This is a genomic window from Caldalkalibacillus uzonensis (assembly GCF_030814135.1).
Classification (GTDB): Bacteria; Bacillota; Bacilli; order Caldalkalibacillales; family Caldalkalibacillaceae; genus Caldalkalibacillus; species Caldalkalibacillus uzonensis.
The window spans coordinates 169,025-194,672 of sequence record NZ_JAUSUQ010000001.1; the positions used below are offsets into that span (position 1 = coordinate 169,025).

The 25,648-nt window shown below is 47.2% G+C and carries 22 protein-coding genes and 1 riboswitch; of the genes, 5 read left to right on the forward strand and 17 right to left on the reverse strand.

What is annotated here, in order from left to right:
* Positions 1 to 29: 29 nt before the first annotated feature.
* The 9 genes from J2S00_RS00855 to J2S00_RS00895 form a co-directional block, all read right to left on the reverse strand.
* Positions 30 to 1,391 (reverse strand): sigma-54-dependent transcriptional regulator, encoded by a 1,362-nt coding sequence (locus J2S00_RS00855; RefSeq protein WP_307334492.1) that lies wholly within the window; start codon positions 1,389 to 1,391, stop codon positions 30 to 32.
* The gene (locus tag J2S00_RS00860) at positions 1,369 to 3,501 is read right to left on the reverse strand and encodes a PAS domain-containing sensor histidine kinase (protein ID WP_307334494.1); all 2,133 of its coding nucleotides are present in this window, start codon (positions 3,499 to 3,501) and stop codon (positions 1,369 to 1,371) included. Before J2S00_RS00860 ends, J2S00_RS00855 begins: the two co-directional genes overlap by 23 nt.
* Positions 3,502 to 3,661: 160 nt before the next feature.
* The gene (locus J2S00_RS00865; RefSeq protein ID WP_307334496.1) at positions 3,662 to 4,501 is read right to left on the reverse strand and encodes a nitrilase-related carbon-nitrogen hydrolase; all 840 of its coding nucleotides are present in this window, start codon (positions 4,499 to 4,501) and stop codon (positions 3,662 to 3,664) included.
* 2 nt (positions 4,502 to 4,503) lie between these two features.
* A complete protein-coding gene (locus J2S00_RS00870) occupies positions 4,504 to 5,820 on the reverse strand; it encodes a (Fe-S)-binding protein (protein ID WP_307334499.1) in 1,317 nt (438 codons plus the stop codon).
* Positions 5,817 to 7,220, reverse strand: coding sequence for an FAD-binding oxidoreductase (locus J2S00_RS00875; RefSeq protein WP_307334502.1), 1,404 nt, complete (start codon positions 7,218 to 7,220; stop codon positions 5,817 to 5,819). The genes J2S00_RS00870 and J2S00_RS00875 overlap by 4 nt, the downstream gene beginning before the upstream one ends.
* 61 nt (positions 7,221 to 7,281) lie before the next feature.
* Positions 7,282 to 8,181, reverse strand: coding sequence for a DUF6282 family protein (locus J2S00_RS00880; RefSeq protein ID WP_307334505.1), 900 nt, complete (start codon positions 8,179 to 8,181; stop codon positions 7,282 to 7,284).
* A gap of 45 nt (positions 8,182 to 8,226) precedes the next feature.
* Positions 8,227 to 9,147 carry an alpha/beta hydrolase gene (locus J2S00_RS00885; protein ID WP_307334508.1) on the reverse strand — a complete coding sequence of 307 codons (921 nt, stop codon included), beginning with the start codon at positions 9,145 to 9,147 and terminating at the stop codon, positions 8,227 to 8,229.
* 86 nt (positions 9,148 to 9,233) lie between these two features.
* Entirely contained in the window at positions 9,234 to 10,583 is a 1,350-nt protein-coding gene (locus J2S00_RS00890; RefSeq protein ID WP_307334511.1) for an MmgE/PrpD family protein, read from the reverse strand.
* A gap of 187 nt (positions 10,584 to 10,770) precedes the next feature.
* Positions 10,771 to 11,616 (reverse strand): sodium:solute symporter family protein, encoded by an 846-nt coding sequence (locus tag J2S00_RS00895; RefSeq protein ID WP_307334514.1) that lies wholly within the window; start codon positions 11,614 to 11,616, stop codon positions 10,771 to 10,773.
* Positions 11,617 to 11,748: 132 nt separating this feature from the next.
* Here J2S00_RS00895 and J2S00_RS00900 point away from each other — a divergent pair, with 132 nt between their 5' ends.
* The 3 genes from J2S00_RS00900 (at position 11,749) to J2S00_RS00910 (ending at position 15,884) form a co-directional block, all read left to right on the forward strand.
* Entirely contained in the window at positions 11,749 to 11,871 is a 123-nt protein-coding gene (locus J2S00_RS00900; RefSeq protein WP_307334517.1) for a hypothetical protein, read from the forward strand.
* A gap of 177 nt (positions 11,872 to 12,048) precedes the next feature.
* Positions 12,049 to 12,247: riboswitch (cobalamin riboswitch) on the forward strand.
* Positions 12,248 to 12,505: 258 nt separating this feature from the next.
* Complete coding sequence (locus tag J2S00_RS00905) at positions 12,506 to 14,791, forward strand: ribonucleoside-diphosphate reductase subunit alpha (RefSeq protein ID WP_307334520.1); 2,286 nt, start codon at positions 12,506 to 12,508, stop codon at positions 14,789 to 14,791.
* 55 nt (positions 14,792 to 14,846) lie between these two features.
* Complete coding sequence (locus J2S00_RS00910; protein ID WP_307334523.1) at positions 14,847 to 15,884, forward strand: ribonucleotide-diphosphate reductase subunit beta; 1,038 nt, start codon at positions 14,847 to 14,849, stop codon at positions 15,882 to 15,884.
* A 70-nt stretch (positions 15,885 to 15,954) separates the two neighbouring features.
* Here the strand turns inward: J2S00_RS00910 and cysI are convergent, their stop codons facing one another.
* The 3 genes from cysI to wrbA form a co-directional block, all read right to left on the reverse strand.
* Entirely contained in the window at positions 15,955 to 17,703 is a 1,749-nt protein-coding gene (cysI, locus tag J2S00_RS00915) for an assimilatory sulfite reductase (NADPH) hemoprotein subunit (RefSeq protein WP_307334525.1), read from the reverse strand.
* Between the two features lie 31 nt (positions 17,704 to 17,734).
* A complete protein-coding gene (locus J2S00_RS00920; protein ID WP_307334528.1) occupies positions 17,735 to 19,624 on the reverse strand; it encodes an assimilatory sulfite reductase (NADPH) flavoprotein subunit in 1,890 nt (629 codons plus the stop codon).
* A gap of 194 nt (positions 19,625 to 19,818) precedes the next feature.
* Positions 19,819 to 20,484, reverse strand: coding sequence for an NAD(P)H:quinone oxidoreductase (gene wrbA, locus J2S00_RS00925; RefSeq protein WP_307335191.1), 666 nt, complete (start codon positions 20,482 to 20,484; stop codon positions 19,819 to 19,821).
* A 242-nt stretch (positions 20,485 to 20,726) separates the two neighbouring features.
* Between wrbA and J2S00_RS00930 the strand changes: the two genes are divergently transcribed.
* Positions 20,727 to 21,041, forward strand: a complete 315-nt coding sequence (locus J2S00_RS00930) for a winged helix-turn-helix transcriptional regulator (RefSeq protein WP_307334530.1) — start codon at positions 20,727 to 20,729, stop codon at positions 21,039 to 21,041.
* A 297-nt stretch (positions 21,042 to 21,338) separates the two neighbouring features.
* Here the strand turns inward: J2S00_RS00930 and J2S00_RS00935 are convergent, their stop codons facing one another.
* A complete protein-coding gene (locus tag J2S00_RS00935; RefSeq protein WP_307334532.1) occupies positions 21,339 to 22,286 on the reverse strand; it encodes a tetratricopeptide repeat protein in 948 nt (315 codons plus the stop codon).
* Between the two features lie 129 nt (positions 22,287 to 22,415).
* Between J2S00_RS00935 and J2S00_RS00940 the strand changes: the two genes are divergently transcribed.
* Complete coding sequence (locus J2S00_RS00940) at positions 22,416 to 23,753, forward strand: M20/M25/M40 family metallo-hydrolase (protein ID WP_307334535.1); 1,338 nt, start codon at positions 22,416 to 22,418, stop codon at positions 23,751 to 23,753.
* A 15-nt stretch (positions 23,754 to 23,768) separates the two neighbouring features.
* On the opposite strand, the gene J2S00_RS00945 is transcribed toward J2S00_RS00940, so the two are convergent.
* From J2S00_RS00945 to J2S00_RS00960, 4 genes are all read right to left on the reverse strand, one after another.
* A complete protein-coding gene (locus J2S00_RS00945; RefSeq protein ID WP_307334537.1) occupies positions 23,769 to 23,960 on the reverse strand; it encodes a hypothetical protein in 192 nt (63 codons plus the stop codon).
* Positions 23,961 to 24,089: 129 nt separating this feature from the next.
* Positions 24,090 to 24,371: a hypothetical protein gene (locus J2S00_RS00950; RefSeq protein WP_307334540.1), complete on the reverse strand. Its 282-nt coding sequence runs from the start codon at positions 24,369 to 24,371 to the stop codon at positions 24,090 to 24,092.
* Complete coding sequence (locus J2S00_RS00955) at positions 24,344 to 24,565, reverse strand: hypothetical protein (RefSeq protein ID WP_307334543.1); 222 nt, start codon at positions 24,563 to 24,565, stop codon at positions 24,344 to 24,346. Before J2S00_RS00955 ends, J2S00_RS00950 begins: the two co-directional genes overlap by 28 nt.
* Positions 24,566 to 24,618: 53 nt before the next feature.
* Positions 24,619 to 25,575 carry an alpha/beta fold hydrolase gene (locus J2S00_RS00960; protein ID WP_307334545.1) on the reverse strand — a complete coding sequence of 319 codons (957 nt, stop codon included), beginning with the start codon at positions 25,573 to 25,575 and terminating at the stop codon, positions 24,619 to 24,621.
* Positions 25,576 to 25,648 lie beyond the last annotated feature (73 nt).

Below are 25,648 nucleotides of genomic sequence, written 5' to 3' on the forward strand. Positions count from 1 at the left end.
CCCTAGACCTTTGGCGCTCTGTTAAGCACTCAATTAATGAAGTATTTGTTCATCTTATAAAACAGGTTTTGCCGGGAAATCCCCAGTTTTCTGGCCGCTTCCGCTACTTTACCCCCGGTTTCGTCCAACGCTTGCATAATCAATTGTTTTTCCATTTCCTCCAGCAGTTCGGGCAGGGATTTATCTTTTTTCAGGGAAATAGGGGGAAGCGAAGATGGTTCATCCTTTCTTTCCCTGACCTCACGGGGAAAATCCTCCACGGACAGCTGATGGTTGCGGCATAGGATGACAGCCCGTTCGATGGCATTTTCCAACTCCCTCACATTTCCCGGCCAGTCATATTCCGTCAAGACATTCATCAGCTCAGGAGAAATGCTGTAATCGATCCCGTTTTTATGGCGCTGCTTGTTTAGGAATGTTTCCACCAAAACGGGAATATCCTCTCTTCTTTCTCTCAACGGCGGAATATGAATATCCACGATATTTAAGCGGTAGTACAAATCTTCTCTGAAATCTCCTGATTCCACCATTTTCTTCAAATCCCGGTTACTGGCCGAGATCAGCCGGACATCCGCTGTTTTGGTTTTGTTACTTCCCAGCCGCATAAAAGTTTTGTCCTGTGTCACTTGCAATAATTTCGCTTGCAGGGCAGGGTTGACCTCACCGATTTCATCCAGAAAAATCGTTCCCCCGTCAGCGGCCTCAAATTTACCGGGACGGCTCGTTGTAGCCCCTGTGAAAGCCCCCTTTTCGTAACCGAACAACTCACTCTCCAACAACTGCTCAGGAATCGCCGCACAGTTTACAGAAATAAAAGGTCCGTTTTGACGGCCGCTCCATAGGTGAATCAAACGGGCAATCATACTTTTGCCGGTCCCGCTTTCTCCTTGAATCAACACATTGGCATCCGTATTGGCCACCCGTTCCACTAATTGGATAATGCTTTTCATGGCTGGACTTGTTCCAACAAGAGGAGCAGACTCCAAGCTCTTTAATTTTTCTCTGAGCTGTCGGTTTTCTTCTTTCATCTGCAGCCATTCACAAGCTTTGTCAATGACCAGTTGGATGTTGTCCAGCTGCACCGGTTTGACCATGTAATCAAAGGCCCCTGCTTTCATGGCACTCACGGCACTTTCAATGTCTCCATAAGCCGTCATCATGATATAAAATTTATGGGGGTAAAGGGAGACCCATTCCTCTAACAGTTCCAATCCGGAGACATCGGGAAGCATCAAATCCAAAAATACGATGTCAGCCGGTTGCGCCGCCATTTTCCGTCTTGCTTCTGCTCCAGTGGCAGCCGTTTCCACCCTGTACCCTTTCTTTTGTAATGCTCCTTTTAAAATGCGCAATAACTTTACTTCGTCATCAACAATCAGAAGGCGTCTCATCGTCCCACTCCTCTCTGCTTTTAGGCAGCTGCACAAACATGGTGGTACCCTGTCCTTCTGCACTTTCAGCCCAAATCCTCCCATTATGGCGGGTGACAATTTCATGGGCAATGGCCAGACCCAGCCCGGTACCCTCCCGTTTGGTGGAATAGAAGGGGGTAAAAATCCATTTTAACTGTGAAGGCGGGATGCCTTTTCCCGTGTCTTTTATTTCAACTAACCATTCATCATGCTTATCCCTAAGCTGCACACTGAGTGTGCCTCCGTGTCCCATCGCCTGCAGGCTGTTCAAAATAATATTTAAAAACACCTGTACCAAGCCGTTACGCCGGGCATGGACCCAAGCTCCCGTTTGCTCATAAGCCTTGACAACTTCAATATCTTGGTCATTGCACCGTTTTCTTAATAAATGCAACAGCTCATTTAAAACAGAAACAAGACTCACCGGTTCCCTTTCACCATTGTCTTCCTCTTTGGTTAATTTCAAAAAATGGATCAATAACTGATTCATCCTGTGAGTGGTTTCTAATATGTCGTTGACCAATTCTTCAATAGGGGAAGCTTGGCGGGGGGATTCTGTCAACTCCAGTTGCAGCGCCTCTGCCGCTGCCTGGATAATGCTCAACGGATTTTTAATCTCATGAGCGATCCCTGCTGTCAGTTGTCCCAAAGAGGCCAAGCGTTCACTCTGGCGCACGTATTCTTCCAACTTCTTCATGTCACTGACGTCCCTCATGATCACAATGGTGCCGAGTAACTCCTCATGTTCCCCCCGGAAGCGGGAGGCATAGATCCGGACGTCCCGTTTATACCCATGTTTATCATAGATATAGCTTTCCACCTCATCAAATGCTTTGCCTTCCTTTAATGTTTTCCAAGATACAAACTCTTCCTTTCTCTCTTTGAGCGGCAACGTAAATATGGACCGTCCCAGCACTTCATCTCTGGAAAATCCCGTCAGTTTCTCTGCACCCTTATTAAATGTGATAATATTCCCGTGCTGATCCGTAGTAATGACCCCATATGGGACGGACTCCAGTATATAAAAGAGGCGTCTTTCCTGTTCCCTCAGAGCATTGGCCATCTTGCCCATGGTGACAGACAATGCTTCGATCTCGTCTTTTGTCTTTAAGGGTGTGAACCATTTGCGTTCATTCCGCTGATATTCTTTCACCTGCCGGATGAGTTGCAAGATGGGGTGTAACACCCTGAGGCTTAACACCGTACTCAAGACAATACCAATCAATAAAACCGCAAAAAATCCTTTAAATAAAACGTTTCTGAGCTGATGGGCAGGAACCATGGCTTGTTCAAAAGGCTCCGCGACAATCAGGCCCATGCCGCCCCAGCGAAGCGGTCGGTAGGCAGCAACCATTTGTTCACCGAACAATTCGCCCTGCCACATCCCGTAACGGTCACGGTACAAATGTTGACCCAACGGGTGTTGGTGTATGTTCGTTCCAATCCACTGGGGGGAACTGTGTCCGACAACATGGCCTTGACGGTCAATGAGGACATTAACCCCCTCTTCCCCTATTTTCAGCTTGTTCAGATGGTCAGACAAAACGTTAAGATTTAAAAAGGCGACCACCCCTCCTTCAAATGTTCCATCTTCATCAACCGCCGGATGGGCCACGGCAATGGCCGGCGTTCCATCTGGCAATGAGATGAGCGGCGAAACATGATAAGTTTTGCTCCAGGATAACCGTTCATGGATATGGCCGATAACGACAGCTTGATCAAATGAGGTTCCTGGAATGCTTTGGACAATATGTCCTTGGGCATCAAATGACAGGATGAAAAGGTACAAAGGTTCCGTTGCAATACGCCTTTCCATCTCCGCCGTAAATGCCTCATGGGCCGCCGCATTCTTGTTCAACAGAAATAAGGACGCCTGCCTTAAATCCTGAATCATGCTTCCCAGCGTAAAATTGATCCGGCTGCTCAAGGTGTGGGCAATTAATTCATCCCGGTACTCAATTTGTTCCTGTACAGACTGTTTCATTACCTGAGTGGTAATCCCGTACAAAAGGGCGAGCGTCGCAAAAATCACCACGCTGGTAATAAAGATATACCGTTTGGTCAGTTTCGAGCGAAAAAGTTGGATCATCAACTATTCTCCTTGCCATGACAGATTTGCCATTTGAAGCAGAATGAAACATGAGATGATATAATGCCAAAAAACTCCTGACCCTCGCCAGGAGTTTCCCCTATTGGTTTACCTCATTATTGTTCAGCGCCCTTTTGACGGTCAAGTCCAAATTTTTAGATCAAACCTGTGTGCCAGAAAGATTTTCCAATTGTGAACGTGTAAAAAGCAGGTCCTCATCACGCATTGTAGGTAACAGGCGGCGAGCCTCAAACACTTCTCTTCTGTCAATCGTGACCATTTTATAATCTTCCTGGTCAAAAGGACAGCTCTCCACTATTTGGCCAAAGGGATCGATCAGCAGGGAACGCCCGTAAAATGACACACCCTTTTCTACTCCCACACGGTTAACGAGCACGACATAGCAACCATAGATCGTCGCATAAAACCGGCCAACCCGTTCCCATCCTTCGGCACTGGAATAACGTTGGCCTAGCCCTCCTTGGGGACTGTTGACCAGGCCGATCAGCAAGGAGGCATGACGATAGGCACACAGCTGAACCAATGACGGATGCCACAGATCATTGCAAATTAATAGGGTGGCCTTAAAGTTTCCAAATGGGACGACTGTCACCTTCCTGCCCCGTCCATACACCTTCCCTTCTTCAAAAAGCCCATAGGTGACCGGGTACACTTTACGGTGAACGGTCATTAACCGGCCTTCATGAACCAGGGCGGCCGAGTTGTAGAGGATGTCATCATCACTTTTTTCCACAAAACCGAAAACGACCCCCATGTTCAAATCCCGGCTGGCCTCTTTGATTAAACGCATCTCCGTGGCATCCAGTGCCAGAGCCACCTCATAAGCCTTTTCTTGCAGCATATAGCCGGTGAGGGACAACTCGGGAAAGATGAGCAGATCGGCTTTCCCCTGATGGATCTCCATCGTTTGCAACAGATGTTTCAGATTGTGCTGAACATCTCCTAAAACCGGTTGTGTTTGAGCCATTGCCAGACGCATGCCTATACCTCCTTTTCCGTTAACCCGCAGGCTTCCGCCAGGACATCTACCAGATGGACCGCTCTCATCTTGGCCGGTTGACCAAACTTTAACACACCTAAACGCATCTGCAACAAGCAGCCTGGGTTGGAGGTGACAATAACTTGAGCCTGTGACTGCTGAACAGAGCCCATTTTCTCCTCCAAAATGGCCATCGATTCATCATAATGTAACAGGTTGTAAATGCCTCCTGAGGCACAACAGCGTTCACTGCCTGTAAACTCGACAAAGCGAGCACCGGGGATGGACCTGAGCAGCTCCCTGGGTTCTTGGAACACGCCTTGGACGTTGCGTAAATGGCAGGAATCTTGATAGGTGATAACCCCTTCTATCTTTTTTTGAAATGGGAGGGGACCAAAATGGACCAAAAGTTCGCTGATATCTCTGACCTTGGCCACAAACCGTTCCGCCCGCAGCCCCCAGTCTTCGTCGGACGCCAACAGACGGTCATATTCCCTCAACATGGCCCCGCATCCACCGGCATTGTTCACATAATAATCGGCTTCCACGGCCTCAAAGGCGGCCAAATTGGCTTTGGCCAACGCCTTGGCCATTTCCGTCGTTCCCTGGTGAGCATGGAGTGCACCACAACAGGTCTGTTGAGGAGGAATGACCACTTCACAACCCACCTTGCTCAACAACTCAATGGTCAGCCGGTTGGTCCGGGACATGAGGGTATCGGTGATACATCCGGTAAACAAAGCTACCCGGGCTTTTTTCTGGCCTTCAGGCGGAATCACTCCTCCCCGTTTGGGTTTTTTTAAGGGATTTTCGACTGCAGGCAGGGCTTTTTCAAACCAGGCCAACGGTTCGGACACTGTTTCCAACAACTTCGTTTTTCTTAATAGAAAAGGTAAGGGCGATTTTTGATAAAACCACATCAAATAGCCTAGTCCTTGCAAACGTTTGTAATAAGGAAACACATGCTTCAACACAAACCGTTTCCCTTTTTCTTTCCATGTCAAAGACTCAGCCGTCTGTGCCTGGGCGATTGCCTCTTTGGCTTCCTCTAGAATATGACCGTAGGGAACATTGACAGGACAAGCCACTTCACAGGCCCGGCAGCCGAGACACAAATCCAGGGGCTCGGCCAAATCGTTGGTGACGTGAATCTTCCCTTCTGCCGCCATCTTCACCAGATTAATTCGTCCCCTGGGAGACGCTGACTCTTTGCCCATGGATGTGTATGTGGGACAGGATGGCAGGCAATAACCGCATTGAATACATTGGTTGGTGTCAGCATGGACGCGTTCGTACAATTGACGGGCTGGATCACTCATGTTAACACCACCTTGTTTTGGCCCGGTTGGGGAAAAATTTTGCCCGGATTTAAAATATGGTTCGGATCCCAGGCCTCTTTGATCTTTTTCATCATGATCACACCTGTTTCTCCTAATTCTCTCTTCAGGTAAGGGGCTTTCAATGTCCCGATCCCATGCTCACCGGAAAGGGTGCCGCCAAGGGCCAACGCCGCCTCAAAGATTTCACCAATCGCATCTTCCACCCTTTTCATCTCTTCTTTGTTCCTCTTGTCAGTGAGAATGTTCGGGTGCAAATTTCCGTCTCCAGCATGGCCAAAAACCACCAAGTTCAACTGATATTTTTCACGTATCTTCCTCAAGTGCTCCATCATGTCGGGAATTTTACTTCTCGGTACCGTTGCATCTTCGGAAATTTTTGTTGGCCCTAACTTGGAAATCGCCGGCGAAACCATCCTCCGTGCCTGCCACAATGTTTGCCGTTCCTCCTCATTGTTGGCCACCTTAACCTCCAGAGCATCATGTTGATGGCAAATCTCGGCACATGTATGGATTTCCTCCTCCACGGCCTTAGGATGTCCGTCCACTTCAATGATGATCAGGGCTTCAGCCTCCACCGGCAAACCGGACGGCCGGTAATGTTCAACCGCTTGAATGCAATATTGGTCCATCATCTCCAGGGCAGAGGGCAAAATCCCAGATTGGAGGATACGTGTGATGGCATAACCCGAATCGACCAAACGCTTAAAAGTGGCCATCATGGTTTTTCGGGCAGGCGGTTTGGGGATTAATTTTAAAATTGCCTCTGTCACCACGGCCAAAGTTCCTTCTGAACCGACAATCAAACGGGTTAAATCATATCCTGTGACGTTCTTGACCGTCTTTCCTCCGGTGCGCATGATCTCCCCTGTAGGCGTGACCACCTCCAGACCGATGACATAATCTTTTGTCGTCCCGTATTTCAGCCCTTTTGGACCACTTGAATTTTCCAGCAGATTCCCCCCGATGGTCGACACGTGGGAACTGGAAGGATCGGGAGGATAATACAGCCCCACTTCTTCGGCTTTCTGGTGAATATCCGCCGTGATCACCCCCGGGGAGACAATCGCTAACAAATTCTCCTTGTCGATGATCAATTTTTCCTTCATTTGGGACATGTCCAAGACCATACCCCCTTGTACCGGAAGAGGACCACCGCTTAAGGAGGTGGCTGCCCCCCGGGGGTAAACGGGAATCTTATACCGGTTAGCCAACTGAAGAAGTTGGCTGATCTCTTCAGTGCTCTGGGGCTGCACCACCACATCGGGAAGATATTCGCCAAAGGAAGCATCAAAACTGTATGAGTACCGGTCAGCCACATTCTGCAGAATGCGTTCCTTTGACATAATGCGGGACAGCTCTTCGATTATCTTGGCATCCATCGGTCTCATCCCCCTTTAGTAGCCTTTGATCGCGTGAAATATCCCCGGGTTCTTTCTGAGCCTATTCCCCAGGGAAGGCATCTTCAATCCCCAATAGCCGGCGCGGGTTGTGAACAATCATGGTCTCAATGTCATTCTCCTTTATCCCAGCTTTGAGCAGTTTTTCGACAAACTGGCTTAACCCCTCTACCACAGGCACGTTGTGGACCTGTCCGTAATCAGTGACCAGTACGCAAGCGGAGGGGCCAAGCCGGCGGATACTTGCAGCCATCTGTTCGATGGTCAAATCATTAAAATCCTCGCTGACGGCCAAATAACACTTTTCAATTATAGCCCCCTGCTTGGCCAAGGTGATTTGCTGCTCCAACGGAATGGGTGCAATGCCTAGATCAGCATGTTGAATCAAAATTTTTTCCACTTTGTGTTCCTTGGCCGCACCGACCAGTGCGTGTACCTCTTCTGCAGACAAATGACCGGTGGCCAATATAATGCCGGCATCAGCGATTAAGGAAAGAATCTCATGCACTTCCGGTAATAGTTTTCTGTTCTCATCCCAGATGCGAATCCCTTCTTGCGGATGAACAAGAGGCTTGTCACTGTTGAAGAAGCGAGTCTTTTTTTTAGCAAAGTGACATTGGTGCTGTGCTGCCGAAAAGGTGGGCATCCAAATCATTTTGGCCCCCAGGCGGATGGCGCAATCTACAGCCGTTGGTGACAGTCCGCCTGTGAAATAATTGAGCACCAGTCCGCCGTAAACGTGAAGCCCAGGTTCCTTCATGCGAATGAGCGAAGCCCTGTCCACCGTTTGGGATTCATGAGATTTAATCACCACGCCGGCCATATTGGCCTGTTTGATATCTTCGATCAGCTCCCAATCGGTTTGTCTGCGTGGAAACAAGCTGGGATCAGCATGGCAGTGAAGTTCAATGGCTCCTTCTAACAGAGGATGGTAAATGGACATGTTTCTACTTCCTTTCCAAATGCGTGCTCGAAGCAAAATATTTTGTCAGCAGGTCAAAATATTTTTACAGTTATCATGCTCTCTTAAGCAATCATCAAAAAACGCTTTCAGGGCATCCACCAAATCAAGAAATACTGGATGATCCTGATACATAAAGTCGTTGTGCTTCCCGTCAATCAGATATAAACGTTTGGGCTCCCGGGCTTTCTCACAGAGAGATAAGGCTTCCTCCACCGGATGCAGGGCATTATCCCTGCCATGGGCAATAAACAGAGGACGGGGAGCAATGTCTTGAACCACTTTCTCAGCATTCATGCGGATGATAGATTCCGTAAATTGGATAGTGGTTTTTTGACCGAATGCTGAAAGCGGTGCCAATTCCTTCTGAACATAATCATCAGTATCAGGATCCAGAGGATAATGAATAAAAGGATCAGCGAGAAGGGATTGACCCGTCAAAACCCGTTTGAGCCTGTCTTCATCCACCATGTGTAAAATTTTGCGCCATTCCACATACGAGTGAACCGATTTTAACCAGCGTTCCCCATGATAAAAACCGTTCAACGCGGCGACCGCTTTCACCCTCTGATCCTGGGCGGCCACACGGATCACATTGGCTGCCCCCATACCCCAGCCGATCAGGCCGATCCGTTCAGGATCCACTTGCGGCTGAGCCCGAAGATAGGTCACGGCATTGATGATATCTTCCACTTGTTCGTCCAGTACCACCCGTCCCGGAATCCCCTCACTTTGGGCAAAGCCCCTGTAGTCAAATCCCAAGCAGACATACCCTGCCGCTGTCAGATAACGGGCAAAAAGACGGGGATAAAATTCATTGAACCCTTGGTAGCCGGAATTGGGAATAATGGCGGGACGTTTCTCACCTTCTTGATAATCATCAGGTAAATAGAGGGTGCCCTCCAATTTGTACCCATCGCTGTAAAAATGAATCGGTCGTTCTTGCATTGATCCATTCCCTCCCATGATCTGAAAGATAGGCCTTCAACTTTAAATCTAGCAATTTCTGTGCCAACAGCAACTTACTGGACAAATTATTTATTCATTGTCTGCGCCCTACTCTGAACCAAACGAGAGAAAAATCTGCTTAGGCACTTGATATCCTCCAGTTCCTCCAGGTGAGTCAGGAGCGTAAGGAGATCTTCAGCATGTTCTGCACCTAAACAGGGAGAGGTCAGCCACAGAAATTTTTCCTTGAGCTCATTAATAGGCATTGGATTGTCAACATCTCCCCTGGCTTGCATGACCGGTGAAGCCATTTGTTTCCCGTCTCTTGTCATAATCTCTACCTGGCTCATGGTTTTTGCCGGAAACTGCTGGTCAAACTCCGGTTTGACCTGAACGCTCAGCTTATCCATCAATTCCAGGATGGCCGGATGATTCAATTCTGCCAATACCTGCCGTGGCCCCACCTCTCCACAAACCAGAAAGGCAGCGACGGGAAAGGCCAGATTATACTGGGCTTCCTCTGTGTTAGCAGGTGGCCGTCTGGACAAGCAAGCCGCTTCCTTGAAAGTGTGAATAACAATACGTTCCACTTGCTGAAAAGAAAGCTGATAGTGTTCTTTGATAAATCTTACGCCTTCGACAGCTGGATGGGCCCAACGACAACAAGCATAAGGTTTATAGTACAATTCCCGGATCCGGTAATATTCTCCCAATTCATCAAGCAGCATCTTGGCTTCAGGACAGGAAAAGAGAGACGGAATACCGGTAAATCCCTGAGCGGCTAACAAAGCAGCAGCGATACCGCTCAAACTGCCCCATCCGATGGCATCCTTAACCATGGAAGGGTGATCGATCCCCCTCATCATGGGAGAATAAGTGCCATGATATTCTGCGATACCCAGGGCATGAGCGGCGGCTGAGGGAGAGAGTCTCATCAGCCGGGCGACCCCTGCCGCAGCCCCAATGGATCCCCAGGATCCTGTGCAGTGATACTCCGGCCGTAATTGGTGAGCGAGGATGCCCGCCCTGATGCCTACCTCATATCCGATCAACAGAGCTGTCAACAAGTTCCTTCCACTAGCCCCTTGCTCTTCCCCTGCAGCGAACACAGCAGGAAATATCACTGCTCCGGGATGTCCCTTGACCAGACGATGCCCATCGTCAATATCCAGAGCATTGGCCATAACGGCATGAACGAAAGCGGCCCCTGTTGATGAGAACGTGCGATCGAAAATCATGACAGAGCAAGGCCCCTCCGCCCACTGGCTGGCGGCCATTTCGTACGCTATTTGGGCAGCTTCCGTATGGGCCCCGGCGATAATGGCACCCACCACGTCAATCACAGCACCCTTCAGGCTCTCGACAACGTCCTCCCCACACCGGTCCAGGTGTTCCTGTTGAATATATTGAACAAGCAGACGGTGGTGCGAATCCATATCTTTTCCTCCTACTTTCATGACTGTTCTGTTCATCAACAATAATGCAAATTTAATGCCAAAAAGAGCTAGAGGCTTTAAAAAAAAACGGTTGCCTGTCACGGCAACTGTCAGACTTGTAGACGAACGGTCTACACTACAGATATATAGATGTTTAGTTTTAAACCTGTATATGACTCATTCCTTTTTAAACGGACATGATTTTTTCCGAACGTTGTTGTTCCTTGGCACTCAGCGTAAACAGATAACTGCCCACCACACAGATCAGCACATTAACTAATAACCCCCATAATCCACTGTGAAAACCTAATAGTGTTCTTAAACCGGTGATGGTCATGTAACCGGCAAGCCCTGCTCCTGCTAACATGCCCAGCAGGACCGCATGCTTATGAAGACGCTTCCAGTATAATCCTAAAATAAAGGCTGGGGCCACTTGAATCAACACTTCAAATTTCAAGATAAAAATCTCATACAGTGTAGCCGGCTGATACCAGGCAATAATCAGTAAAATGAAGACCACCACGGCACCTGTGGCACGCCCGACCATGATTTTGGTTTGGTCTGAAGCCTGGGGGTTGACCAGGCGGCCATAGATGTCTTTGGACACCATAGATGAGAGACTTAACAGAGCAGAATCAGCGGTTGATACAATAGCGGCCACAATACCCCCAAACAGCAAAATCATGGCCCAATAAAACAGGATGAGCTCATTGGCAATGGCGCTGGCCATTATGCCCCCCAGCTGTTCCGATTCTTGGTTCTCCAGACCTGGAAAAGCTTTGATGCCAATCAAACCGATCAGGAAGACAAGACCTGTTGTGATAAACGGCATCCAGGCCATGTTGCACAGCGATCGTTTCAAGGTCGCTTCACTTCTGGCACTAAAAATCCGTTGTACCGCATGGGGATAAACAGCGGCCCCGATGCCCACCAGTATCAATAACAAACGTCCTGAAAACGGACCAGCCAGCAGGGTTCCCACTTCCAAAACCCGAATGCCTTCCAGCGGCAACTTTTCCTTTTCTGCTTTCATGAAAGCCCCCCTATGCCCCCGGTTTCCGATATTTATATTCGTCAAAAGTCGGTTTATACCATATCATTGATATAAAATGTTCATCTGTCCAAAAATAAAGAAAACGGGGAGGCATACAGATGATCCGGATTTGTGAAGTGGGACCGCGCGACGGTCTGCAAAATGAAAAGAAGATGTTTTCCTGAAGCGGTTCAAGCAGGCATTCCGGTGGTCGGTGTACTGGGTACTGCCTTCGGCTTTGCTGGCAGGATTTGAAGTGGCATGATGACCTTCAGAAGAAACGGTGTTATGGGTGCTTTTAAAGATTTGGCAAAAATAAGTTGACATTTCATTATCCAGCAGGTATGCTTGTTCTATACTACATATTGTATTTTTTTCTTAATAAAATCAATATGTAGTATTTGAAGTGTTTCCTGGTTCTGTACCTGCAATTGAATAGGCTCGGGTAAAGGTGCCTGAGGAGGCTTAATAGGGAATCTGGTGAGAATCCAGAACTGGCCCGCAACTGTATTTGTGGACGAAATGAGAACAACCACTGTAGGCTCACTCTCCCTTGTGCAGAGTACCTATGGGAAGGCTCAGAGTAGGATGAAACATAAGTCAGGAGACCTGCCTTTACCTTATGTTTTCTGTCTCTTCGGGGATTGAGAGAAGAAAACGGAAGCGTGTCACAAATCCGGAAGAAGCCAGTTTGTGATACAAAACTGGTCTTTTATTGGCTTGTGCTTTCATGATTTGCATCCACATTTTTTGTGCTTGTTTATTTTTTTCAACCGGTTTTGTGGCCTGTGACGTTTTCACTCTTTCTCCGTTGAGAAAGGGTTTTTTTATTGTCAATCTTCGGGCTTAAAAACAAGGAGAAGGAGTGAGTGTATTGAATCTTCCTGTGATGCAAAGAGAACAGAAAGAAAAGGGTTGGGAAGGGTATGATCAAAAAGAGAGTTTGGAACGTTTGCAGAAGTGGTTATCCCAAGTAAAAAACCGCTTCCCTCACCTTGACTTTCAGGAATATGAACACAAGGCACACCGGTGGCTGGAACGTCGTTCCGACGTGACAGACGAACATTTGCTGACTCATCTGGTATTATCTGCTTTAGAACGTGTGACTGGTGAAGAGCCAGATTGGACCTATGTGGCTGCCACTTTTTATCTGTGCATGCTTTACGCGAAGGTGATCAAACACAGGGGACTGGCCATGGATCCAAACCAGCCGGTTAAATATCCGCAACATGCCCTGTATCGGTTAATCCATGACTTGTCAGAGGAAGGTCTCTACGCCCCAGAGATGTTGACGGCCTATTCAAAAGCAGAAATGGAAGAATTAGCCGCAATGATTGATTTTGACAAGGACAAGCTCTTCACCTACATCGGGATTAAAACTTTGGCCGACCGCTATCTGCTCCGCAATTATGACGATCAAATCATGGAGTTTCCCCAAGAACGGTGGATGATCATTGCCATGTACCTGATGATGGGAGAGGACCGTCACCAGCGGCTGAAGTTGGTCAAAGAAGCTTACTGGGCCTTATCCAATCTGTACATGACTGTGGCTACGCCTACACTGAGCAATGCCGGTAAAGCAAAAGGGCAACTGAGCAGTTGCTTTATCGATACGGTGGAAGACTCTTTACGCAGCATTTATGACAGTAACACGGATGCAGCCACTTTGTCCAAAAACGGCGGAGGATTAGGCATTTATCTGGGCAAGATCCGCAGCCGGGGTTCTAACATTCGCCGCTTTAAAGGCAAGTCACTGGGTGTATTGCCCTGGATGAAACAATTGAATAACACGGCAGTCAGTGTGGATCAGCTGGGTCAGCGGCAGGGTGCTATTGCTGTCTATCTGGACGTTTGGCACATAGATATCTTTGATTTTCTGGATGCCAAGTTAAACAACGGGGACGAACGTTTCCGCACCCACGATCTGTTTACCGGCTGCTCCATACCTGATCTGTTTATGGAACAAGTGCAAAAACGGGGAGACTGGTATTTGTTTGATCCCCATGAAGTGCGCCAAGTGATGGGCTGGTCCTTGGAAGATTTCTATGACGAGAAGCCGGGCCGGGGCAGTTTCAGAGAGAAGTATGCGGCGTGCGTCAACGAGCCCCGTTTAAGCAAGGAAAAAGTCCCGGCCATCGAGGTGTTTAAACGCATTCTGAAATCCCAACTGGAAACCGGCACACCGTACATGTTTTACCGCGATGCAGCCAACCGCCTGAATCCTAATAAACATGCAGGTATGATTTACGCTAGTAACTTGTGCACAGAAATTATGCAAAACATGTCTCCCACCGTTGTAGAGGAAGAAACAACACGCGACGGCAAAATCATCATAACCAAAAACCCTGGTGATTTTGTCGCGTGCAACTTGAGCTCCATCAACCTGGCCCGGGCGGTAACAGATGATGTATTGGAACGCTTGATTCCCATCCAGGTGCGCATGTTGGACAACGTCATTGATCTTAACAATATAGAGGTGCCGCAAGCCCAGCTCACAAATCGTAAATACCGCGCGATTGGTCTGGGTACGTTTGGCTGGCATCACCTGCTGGCCATGAAGGGCATCCGCTGGGAATCCGAAGAAGCCGTTCAATATGCGGATCAGCTCTATGAACAGATCAACTACTTAACCATCAAAGCTTCCCTGACATTGGCCAAAGAAAAAGGAGCTTATCAGCTCTTTCAAGGATCAGACTGGCAAACTGGCCGGTACTTTGAACTGAGAGGCTATACGGACGGGAGCTGGAGGAACCTGCTAAAAGATGTTCAGCGGTATGGACTACGCAACGGGTACCTGCTGGCTGTAGCCCCCAATTCATCTACCAGCATTATTGCCGGCTCTACAGCAGGAATCGACCCCATCTTCAAACGGGAATATGTCGAAGAAAAGAAAAATTATAAAATTCCTGTGACGGCCCCTGATCTTTCAGCTGAGACAGCCTGGTATTACAAATCGGCCTATCACATTGACCAGGAGTGGAGCATCAGGCAAAATGCGGCCCGGGCCCGGCACATCGATCAAGGCATCTCCTTCAACTTGTATGTCCGTCATGATATTAAAGCGAAAACGTTATTACATTTGCACTTGGCCGCCTGGTCATCCGGGTTAAAATCCACCTATTACGTCCGCTCTACCGCTGTTGAAGTTGAAGGCTGTGACAGTTGCGAAGCCTAATCTGTCGCAAAGTGTTGAAAAGCCGTACTATACGATGTGAGGAGGATACCTACAGATGAATACCTTACACAAACGTCCCCTGTATGACCTTGACGCCCCTAACGCTTCGACAGGTATTATTAATGGCAAAAGCTCCAATGTCTTAAACTGGGATGATGTCCGCTTTCCTTGGGCATATCCTTTATATAAAAATATGTTGGCCAACTTCTGGACCCCTTTTGAGATCAACATGGCCCATGATGTCCGCCAATATAAAGAATTGACAACTGATGAAAGGGATGCGTTCAATAAAATCATTGGCTTGCTGGCCTCATTGGACAGCATTCAAACCGACTACTCCTTGCGCGTGGCTGATTTCCTGACCGATTCAAGCCTGGTGGCCTTAATGGTCACTCTCTCTTTTCAGGAAGTGGTTCATAATCAATCATATTCCTACATCCTCTCCAGTGTGGTCAACAAACAAAAACAAGATGAAATCTTTGACTACTGGAAGCATGATGAGATGCTGAAAGAGCGTAATGCTTTCATCTTTGAGGGGTATCAACGCTTTGCCGATCATCCCACGCCCCGGACGTTCATGGAATCCATCGTCTTGGACGTTGTCTTGGAAGGCCTTAATTTTTATTCCGGATTCAGCTTTTTCTACAATTTGGCTCATAACCAAAAAATGGTCTCTACATCGACAATGATCAATTACATCAACCGGGATGAGCAACTGCACGTCTACCTGTTCACCAATATCTTCAAAGCATTGCTCCAGGAATATCCCGAGTTGAATAACCAGGAAACGTCCCGTTTCGTCCAGGAAACGTTCCGCCGGGCGGCAGAGCTGGAGATCAAATGGGGACGTTACATCATCGGTGACCGTATTGAAGGCATCGACATGGATGATTTGGAAGCATACATCAAATTTATCGCTAACAAACGGGTGAACCAGTTGGGGATTGACCGCCCGTTTGAGGGATACCGGACAAACCCGCTGCCCTGGATCAAAGCCTATGCAGATGCCAACAGTATCAAAAGTGATTTCTTCGAGCAGAAGTCCAGACAGTACAGCAAAGTATCAGATGTCAACGGCTTTGATGAGCTATAAGCATGCAAGCAGCCCTTGCCTGTGTACACTCGCACACGGCAAGGGCCTTAAATACGGTTTACATTTAAACCTACTCATGAAAGTCTAGTCCTGATTGCACTTCTTGAATATAACCTGCCCGAATGACAAAGTCACCAAAACGTTCGCCATGCTTTCGTTCTTGCGCATACCTGTGGAGAATGGGTCTCAAGGTCTCCACAATTTCTTCTTCCCCGATATTTTCACGGTAAAGCTTATTGAGCCGGGCCCCTGCAAAGCCCGCACCCAGATACAAATTGTATTTGCCAGGAGCCTTTCCTGTGAACCCGATTTCCCCCAAATACGGCCGAGCGCATCCGTTAGGACAGCCAGTCATGCGAATAACAATCTCCTCTTCCCGCAAACCAGCCTCTTCCATGATTGTCTCCAGCTTCTCCAGCAACGTGGGAAAGTACCGTTCCGCTTCGGCCATGGCCAGTCCGCAGGTGGGCAATGCCACGCAGGCCATGGAGCTCCTTCGTAATGCTGAATAGTGCTTGCCATCGGTGAGTTTGTATTCCTTGACCAGTTTTTCGATCTCACGCTTTTTCCGGCTTGTCACGTTGCCGATGATCAGATTCTGGTTTGGCGTGAGCCGAAAATCACCAGTATGGATCTTGGCTATTTCCCGCAAGCCAGTCATCAAGGGATAATCGTCCCAGTCTTGAATCCGGCCGTTTTGGATCAAGAGCGTCAAATGCCACCGGCCGTTCGTTCCTTTCACCCAGCCGTAGCGGTCATTGTTATGTTCAAAATGATATGGGCGGGTCGTGTCGAGTTCCCAACCCAGTCTTTGGTTCAGCTCCTTAGTGAACCACTCGATTCCGCGCCTGTCAATGGTATATTTAAGCCGGGCGTATTTACGGTCGGAACGATTTCCGTAATCCCGTTGGATCATCACCACTTTTTCCGCTAGGTCAACGATCCGGTTTGCCGGGCAAAAGCCAATCACCCTTGCCAGTTGGGGATAGGTTTTGGGATCACCATAAGTCATCCCCAAACCACCCCCCACCGCGACGTTAAATCCTTTGAGTTGACCTTGGTCAATGATGGCAATAAAGCCTAAATCTTGGGAAAAGACATCCACATCATTAGCTGGAGGAACTGCCAGGCCGATTTTAAATTTGCGCGGCAAATACAGCGGTCCATAGATAGGCTCTTCATCTTCATTTTCCTCGCGGCTGTCCGCCACTTTTTCGCCATTGAGCCAGATCTCGTGGTACGCCTTCGTCCTCGGACAAAGGTGCTCGCTGATCCGCTGGGCCCATTGATAAACTTCTGCATGAATCTCCGACTGGTAGGGATTGGGTGTACACATAACATTGCGATTGACATCACCGCAACCGGCCAGTGTTGTCAAGAGCGCTTCATTGATTGCATTGATGGTCTGGCCCAAGTTCCACTTCAGAACGCCGTGTAACTGGAAGGCCTGCCTTGTCGTCAGCCGTAGAGAACCGTTGGCATAGTGCTGGGCGAGACGGTCCATCACCAGCCACTGTTCTGGTGTGACAACACCCCCAGTCACCCGCACACGTACCATAAATTGATAAGCAGGTTCCAACTTCTGCCGCCTGCGTTCATCACGCAGATCCCGGTCATCCTGCTGGTAGCTGCCGTGGAATTTCAACAGCTTGGCATCTTCCTCAGACAAGGCTCCGGTAATCGGGTTTTGGAGGGACTCAAGTATGGTCCCCCGCAAGTAGCGGCTTTGTCGCTTAATACGCTCCATTTCGCCGGGCGGGCCATCCTGCGCTTTACTGGACGTACTGCTTTGGGTTGGGACAAAACGATCTTGTGACATGCCTCTCGCTCCTTTCGGTCCGGATTGGAGTTCAGTATACATCCCGCTGGTAACGTTTTTCCTGCCGCATTCGGGTCAGATAAGCCTCGCTTTCTTCCCGGCTCATGCCCCCTTCCCCCTCGAGGATGTCAATCAAGGCAGCATGGACATCTTTGGCCATGCGCTGCTTATCACCACAAACATATACATGGGCGCCTTCCTCCAACCATTCAAAAAGTTCCCTGCTTTTTTCCTGCATGCGGTGTTGCACGTATACCTTGCTGTCGGTATCGCGTGAAAAAGCGACATCCATTCTTGTTAACACCCCTTCCTTTAGCCAGCGCTGCCATTCCAGCTGATACAAAAAGTCTGTGCGGAAATGACGGTCACCGAAAAACAGCCATGTTTTCCCCTTGGCACCAATTTCCTCCCGTTCGGCCAGAAATCCCCGGAAAGGAGCGACACCGGTGCCTGGCCCGATCATGATCACCGGTGTATCCGGATTGGACGGCAGTTTGAAATCCGGGTTATGGTGAACGTATACCGGAAGGGTATCCCCTGGCTGGACACGCTCGGCACAGTATACCGAACAGACACCGAAGCGTTGGCGTCCATGGGCATGGTAACGCACTGCCCGGATAGTCAGATGGACTTCCTCTGGGCTGGCCTTTGGACTGCTGGCAATGGAGTAGAGACGAGGAGGAATCATGCGGAGCATGGGTACAAAGTCGCGGGCAGGGATACCAGAAAGAGCGTAATCCTCAACCAAATCTAATAAATCCCGCCCTTCCACGTAAGCCCTGAAAGCTTTTTCATTGCCCTGTTTCAGAAGCTCTTTCAGCCCAGGATTGGCAGAAAGCTGTGCCACTTGCTCCAGCACTGTCTTGGTCAATACCGTTATTTCATAATGGCGGAGCAACGCTTCCCGCAGCGGGCACTCCCCCCTCTCTTTGCCCACCGGTACCAGCTCTTCAGGATGCCAGCCCATAACATTGATCAAAGTATCGACCAGCATGGGCTGATTTTGCGGATAAATACCCAGGCAATCCCCCGGCTCATACTGAAGATTAGATCCTTCAATGGACAGTTCCAGGTGACGGGTTTCCCGGTCCGATCCACGACCGTTCAGATTCAAATTGTCAAGCACTTCAGCCTCAAAAGGATGAGACCTTGAATAAACAGGCTGGTCTGTGACTGGTGGAGTCCCTGACGCCAGCAAGGCTGGAGACGGCCCAGGTGCTGGGCTTCCGGCGGATACAGTGGCTGCCGTTATAGCAGAGGCGCTCTCTGGCATCTCATGTAAGGTACGCAGAATCCCTTCCATCCACTCCTGAGCAGGATCTTCAAAATCCACATCACAATCGGTGCGCGGATAGAGCTGCTCACCACCCAATTCCTTCAGGCGTTTATCAAAATCCTGGCCCGTTTTACAGAAATGTTCATAGGAACTGTCTCCCAGTGCTAGAACGGAATATTGAAGTTCTTTCAGACACGGTGCTTTTCGGCTGTGCAGGAACTCATAGAAAGACAGGGCATTGTCCGGTGGGTCCCCTTCCCCATAGGTACTTACCACAATCAGCAAAATCCGAACATTCTTTAATTTCTGAGGCTTAAAATCATCCATGGCGGAACATGTGATCTGAAACCCATGTTCCTTTAACTTTTCGGTCAGCTTTTCAGCCAACCTTCTGGCGTTTCCAGTCTGAGAGCCGAACAGAACTGTGATTTCTAAGCAAGCGGCTGTAGAAATTTCTGTGGAAACAGATATTGACGGGTTGTTTTGTAAAACAGGTTGGGCTTTTGTTAACGCTGCCGTTTGATTGAGCGCAGTCAAATATCCGCATAACCACATTTTTTGTTCTTCCGTGAACTTTGGTAAAAGACGGTTCAGCAGATCCACCTGCTCCTGGTTAAACGGGCTATTCTCTACCTTAAGTTGCAACGATATCCACCTCACAAATAAAACAATAACATTTATTCATAGTAGTATAATATGATTTATTGATTTACTTATTTTACTTTACCACAAACATACAAAGCAGATCAATATGTCAATGGTTCTTTTCACGAGAAAAAGGCCAAGCATACCCTTTGTGGGCTAACTTGACCTTTAACTCTATGCTTTTTAATTGATTTTTATTGATTACCGTTTTTCACCCATTCTGCTACTGTAACTGTACGTTTAGCTTGGTGTTTGACTGCTTGCTCTACGTCTTCCTGCATATCTCCATCTTGATCCACAGTCACACTGGTTCCATAAGGATTACCACCTGCAACGAAGATGGATTGATCTGTATAACCTGGAGCTGCAATAATGGCTCCCCAGTGGAACATCGTTGTATAAAGAGACAGTATCGTTTGTTCTTGCCCTCCATGAGAGTTTTGAGCTGAGGACATTGCACTGACAACTTTGTTCACAAGTTTTCCTTCAAACCAAAGTCCTCCCGTTGTATCAAGAAACTGTTTGACTTGAGAAGGTACATTTCCAAACCGGGTTGGCACACTAAAGATAATGGCATCGGCCCAGACAAGATCATCCAGCGATACTTCAGGCACATCTTTCGTTGCTTCAAGATGAGCCTTCCACCTTGGGTTTGATTCAATCGCTGCTTGAGGAGCTGTCTCAGCTATTTTTAGCAGTTTTACTTCAGCACCAGCTTCTCTGGCACCATCAGCAGCCCATTGTGCTAATTGGTAATTTGCACCTGTTGAACTGTAATAAATAACCGCTAATTTAACTTTTGTCATAGCTTCTGTCTCCTTTGCATTTAATTTTTTAAATAATTTCCTTAGAATTCCCATATTATAATCCCCTTTAACTTGTCTCCATAACTGCAAACTATGTACCGTTTCCCACGGCAACGGATCTTCTGACTGAATGATTCCCCGACCTGCTGTCAACTGCTAATTACCACCTGACACCTCCCCATATCACTATAGCTATAATTTTTTTATTTACTAACCAATGGTTAGTAAATAACGTTAATATCATTATGTTATAATTACCTTAGCTTTGTCAAGTTATAATCAGTGAGGTGTAACAAATGGAGGAAGATTTTCATTTGTGTCCCAAATTTGAAGCAGCGTTTCAATTATTAGGCAAACGTTGGACCGGTTTGATTCTTCGCGTATTAATGAATGGTCCCAAAAGATTTAAGGATATATCTCATCTTATTCCAAACATAAGTGATAAGATGCTTGCAGAACGATTCAAAGAGCTAGAAGCTGAAGGCCTTGTGGTTAGACGGGTGTATGATGAAGTACCCATAAGAATTGAATATGAATTGACGGAAAAAGGGAAGGCTTTGGAACCCATGATGAATGAATTTCAAAAATGGGCAGAGGTTTGGATGAAATAAAAAGAGTTGTCGACACTTTGACAACTCTTTTTTAGCTCCACTTGTACATTTGTTTATCTGTGTACTGAATCGGGTTATACATAGCCAGCACCGCTTGTGTCCATGTGATATGCAGGCCATATTAAGCTCCATTTTTGCAGGCTTTAATGGTGGTACATTACTCATTATTAACTCCTCCTTTTTATTAACAGTACCGCCTTAAACCCGTAAGCGGCATGGATACCATCTGTCTTAAATCTGCAATACCAACAGGGATAAATGAACTTTATTCCTTGAGCGGGATAGTATTTGGATGCATTATGCCTCTTTCCCCGGCAAGATATCACTCGCGCGACATAAGATCAGGTAAGTAAGCCCCGATTTTCTCCTTCTTCCTATCTTATTATCTATGATTTGTGATTCGATCATTTGCTCCCAAAATGGAAGCCGTTCTTTTAACCTCCTAATGGTCTGCCGGATGCTCGCTTCAGATCTCTCCTGTTCAAAATACTTGTCAAACAGTTGCACCTTTATATCTTCGTATGTCATATAACGGTCCGCTTGTATAAGTATGAACAATACATAAAATGATGTCTTTTCCAGTTTTTTTCGTTTCCCTGCAAATGCGACTTCATATCCTTCATCGCTGATAGATAAAAGTACTTGATTTGCTTCGGGGTAGTCGTACAGTTCGTTATAATAATCCTCTGAAATAACTTCACTTCCGTCAGGGGAAATTTTCCGGTAAAGCATTCTTTCCAGCATATCTGCACTGGTCACAAGGATTTCACTTTTGTACTTCTCAATGAGAGCGGAATTGTATTGTGCATAAGCATTGTTTTGGATGAACTCAATCTCTCCCACTGATTCCTTAACTAAGAAAATCCCGCAATTGACCATAAACATTTGCGTGAGTAAAACTTGTGTTTCGTCCAGCTGTTCCTGATCCGTTCCATCGAGGGCTTTCTTAAAGTGATGAATCGCTTCGGCATATTCTCTTTTTCTGTACAGCAAATGGGCCAACCGGTAGTGGGCAACCGGGTGTTTTTGATCTAAAGCAAGTGCTTTGCGCAAATATTTTTCAGCTTGTTCGGGATCTGGCTGCTCAGCCATTTTAAAATTTTCTCCATGAAATAGATAAAGACGTACAAGCTGTTTTTTAATTTTAGCTTCTTCCTCTTTGTTCCTCTTTCTTTTGGCCTCGGACAATTGCTGTCTTAATCTCTTTTCTTCCCGATGAGGAAAATATTCAACAGTGGCTTCCATCATCGTTCCCCTTTCTTTTACCGTATATTTATCTTCTCCACTTGCCTGTACATTTCCTGCTGCACTGTGACAGAGTGTCACAGCACTTAAGGTAGACTAAAAGCAACAAAACGAAAGGAGCTGGCTGAGATGAGCAATTGGACCACACTTTTGGCCCGCCATGGGTTTGAGAAAGCCGATTTAGATCAAGCAAAAGTAGGACACAACACCAATACCATGTTTCTTAACCAAGCATTGACTCTGGCAGGCTGCCATGATTTAGACCAGGAACCTGTCACTGAACGTGCGTGGATACAGGCACTGGAACAAGCTGCTGAACACACTCAGGGACGGGGACGCGAAACAATTGTTTATCCGGTGAAGGAAGAGCTTCCCCTGCAGGACATTGATCCTTATATGCGTGGCATCGTGCGCTGGCTAAATGAACTGGGAATATATACGGTGTATAGTTGTGACGGGCATGACAGGGGTTGCGCCTATGTTCGTTTAAAAAAATGCTTGTCCTTTCAGCAGATGAGCACCATTAAGGCTTGCCTTCCCCAAGGATTGAAAGTGAGGTTTGAGGGGAAAAGAGTATCATTCTTTTATCAGCAGGGTGAAATATCAAAGTTATTGGATATGGGTGAACGGCTGTATCAAGTCAAGCAGTCAGAAGAAAAAGTACTCTACTTTGAGGCAGAGCAATTTAAGCAACGGGTCATTGAGTTGTTAAAACACGGAGGAAGCAGCGGAAATGAGCGTGAGATCAGACAGTTTCTGCAACGAAAATTAAGAAAACTGACAGATTATACTTATGTCGACCATGCAGGAAATCTCTTGGCATACCTCTACTGTGGTGAAGGTCCGACCGTCTTGATTTCTGCACACATGGATATATATGAAGATATTAAGCCCGGACGGACAATCATTGAAAACGGTACTCAACTCTTCAGTTCAGAAGGTATCTTAGGTGCTGACGACCGGGCTGGAATTGCAGTTATTTTGGAAGTTTTATCCCGCATCCAGCGGACCAATTTTGCCGGAACGTTCAAAATTGCTTTTACAGTAAAAGAAGAAACAGGATGCATCGGTTCCAAGCAGATTGACCCTCACTTTATAGAGGATGCAGATGCTGCCATTGTGGCTGACCGAAGGGGAACCCGGGATATTGTAATTTCTTATGGGGGCATGATTCCGTTTTGTCCGCAAAGTTACGGTCATCTGTTTGAACAGGCAGATGCATTATGTGGCATGTATGATTGGAGGATGACCGCAGGAGGCTTAAGTGATGCAAAAGTGTTTGCTGAAAAAGGGATCCCCTCTGTCAACCTGTCCGTGGGCTATATGAACGAGCATAGTAAGGAAGAAACGCTGGATTACAGAGCAGCCTATGAAACCGCCAAATTGATTGAATCTGTTTTGCACCATAATTTAATTAAAGGTGCATTTGATCGGGAACTTCACAATTCTGTTTACTCACTTTCATGATTAATAAAATGACCATTATTTGAATAAAGAACCGTTCAAAGATTTTCCGGATTTTCCGTCCACGAGGGTGATTTGAATGCCCTCATCAATTCGCTTGGCGCTTAACCGTAACAAGGCCCATGTCACAGTGCCAATAATGCCGACCAACATGAAAACACCAATCATGACGACTGCAGCCTCGTATGCCGCTTTCATGGTCATGATCATACTGATGAGTAAGGCCGAAAAATCCCTGCCCCTGTGCTGACAGATCAGTGAAAAAGGGCGCATACTTGACAGGCATTAAGATCATGAGCGCTGGACCAGCGATAATCAAAAAATAAATAAGGTTACACGCTAACAGGAGAAAACTTGTACCTGTTTCCAATCGCTGTTGAGGATTTTCCGGATTGTATTTTGCACCAATGGTTCTCCCCATAAGCCAATGCTCGCCATGCCAAGGGAGATGAAAGCGAAGGTCACGATCCCTGCACACATCCAAAGCCAGGACCAATTAAGAAAAATACCAATGCCGATTTCCAGCACCACTGCCACGAAAAATGGCAATAACCAATGAATCCATATTTTCCCCAAGGCAATTTGTATGCCGCTCAAAGGAAGGGTTCGCAACAACCACACTGCTTTTTCCTCCCGGCCAATACTTGAAGCCGTGAATCAGAGAGCAGTGTGCGGAACCCTTCTGGGTTAGTGACAGCATTGATGACTGGATACACTAAAAGCACCAATAAGGGCAAGAGCATCATCCATTCCCGGGGATCCCGTTTGATGCTGTGCCACTCTTTGATCCCTAGCGCAACAACAGGGTGATGCAAGGCGGGTTTAGCCTGATGCGACTGGCCTCTCTTTTTCTTCCCTCCTTCAGACGTTATTCAATAAGCGTGTTGATAGCGTCTATTACAAGTTGCGGGTGATTCTGGGGAATCATATGTGCAACATGAGGAAGCACCAAAAGGTTCGCATGCGGGATATCTTCTTTCAGCCGAAAAGCCTGCTCTTTTGTCCCAAATGGATCATCGTCTCCAACGACTATGACCATCGGATGTTTAATTTCTTTGTAACGGATACTCATTTCTTCTGAAGCAGGCGGAAAGGCCAGAACATCTTCCCGGTTGGCTTTAAACTGGCCCGGTCGAAGCCAAAGGGCGAGAGTGGCCTGACGATAATCAGCAGGCACTGTTTCAGGGGCGAAAGTTGCCTTTAACATCTGTTCGGTCATGAGTGTTCCCAACGGACTTCTTAACAAGGTATACAGCATGATCTCTCCGATGACAGGAGTAGTGACCAGGGCAGATATAGGATCCCCGTTTTCTGCTGGATTGCCTTCCTTATACATAGCAGCTCCCAATGTAACAATACCGGAAATATCATCCGGGTAGGAAAGGGCATATGTGAGCACCATGGTTCCGCTCCATGAATGTCCAACGAGAATGGGTCTTTCAATTCTTAACTCTTTAAGCGCACCGTGTATAAGTCGGGCTTGAACAGCGGGCGTTACTTCTTCAGTTTGGGGTCTCTCACTGTATCCATATCCCGGACGGTCAAACGCAATAGCGTGATACCCCTGTTCTGCAGCGATTTCCATTACTTTTTCAAAATCATTGGCGTTAAGAATACCTCCATGCAGAAACACAATGGGTTTTCCTGACCCCTTTGTGATATAGTGTAATTTAATTCCTTCCACAGTGACAAACTGACCCTTTGGCGGATATTGAACTTCAGCTTGTTTAAATTTGTACTGGTTGTATAAAAACAGTCCTCCCATTAAGGCAACAAACACAAAAAATATCATCAACATCTTCATCCCTCTTTTCAATTGATTCATCAGCTTGCACCCCTCGCCCCAATGTGATAATGACATACTTCTTAGTATGTTAAGGATGTTGTAAAGGCCCGTT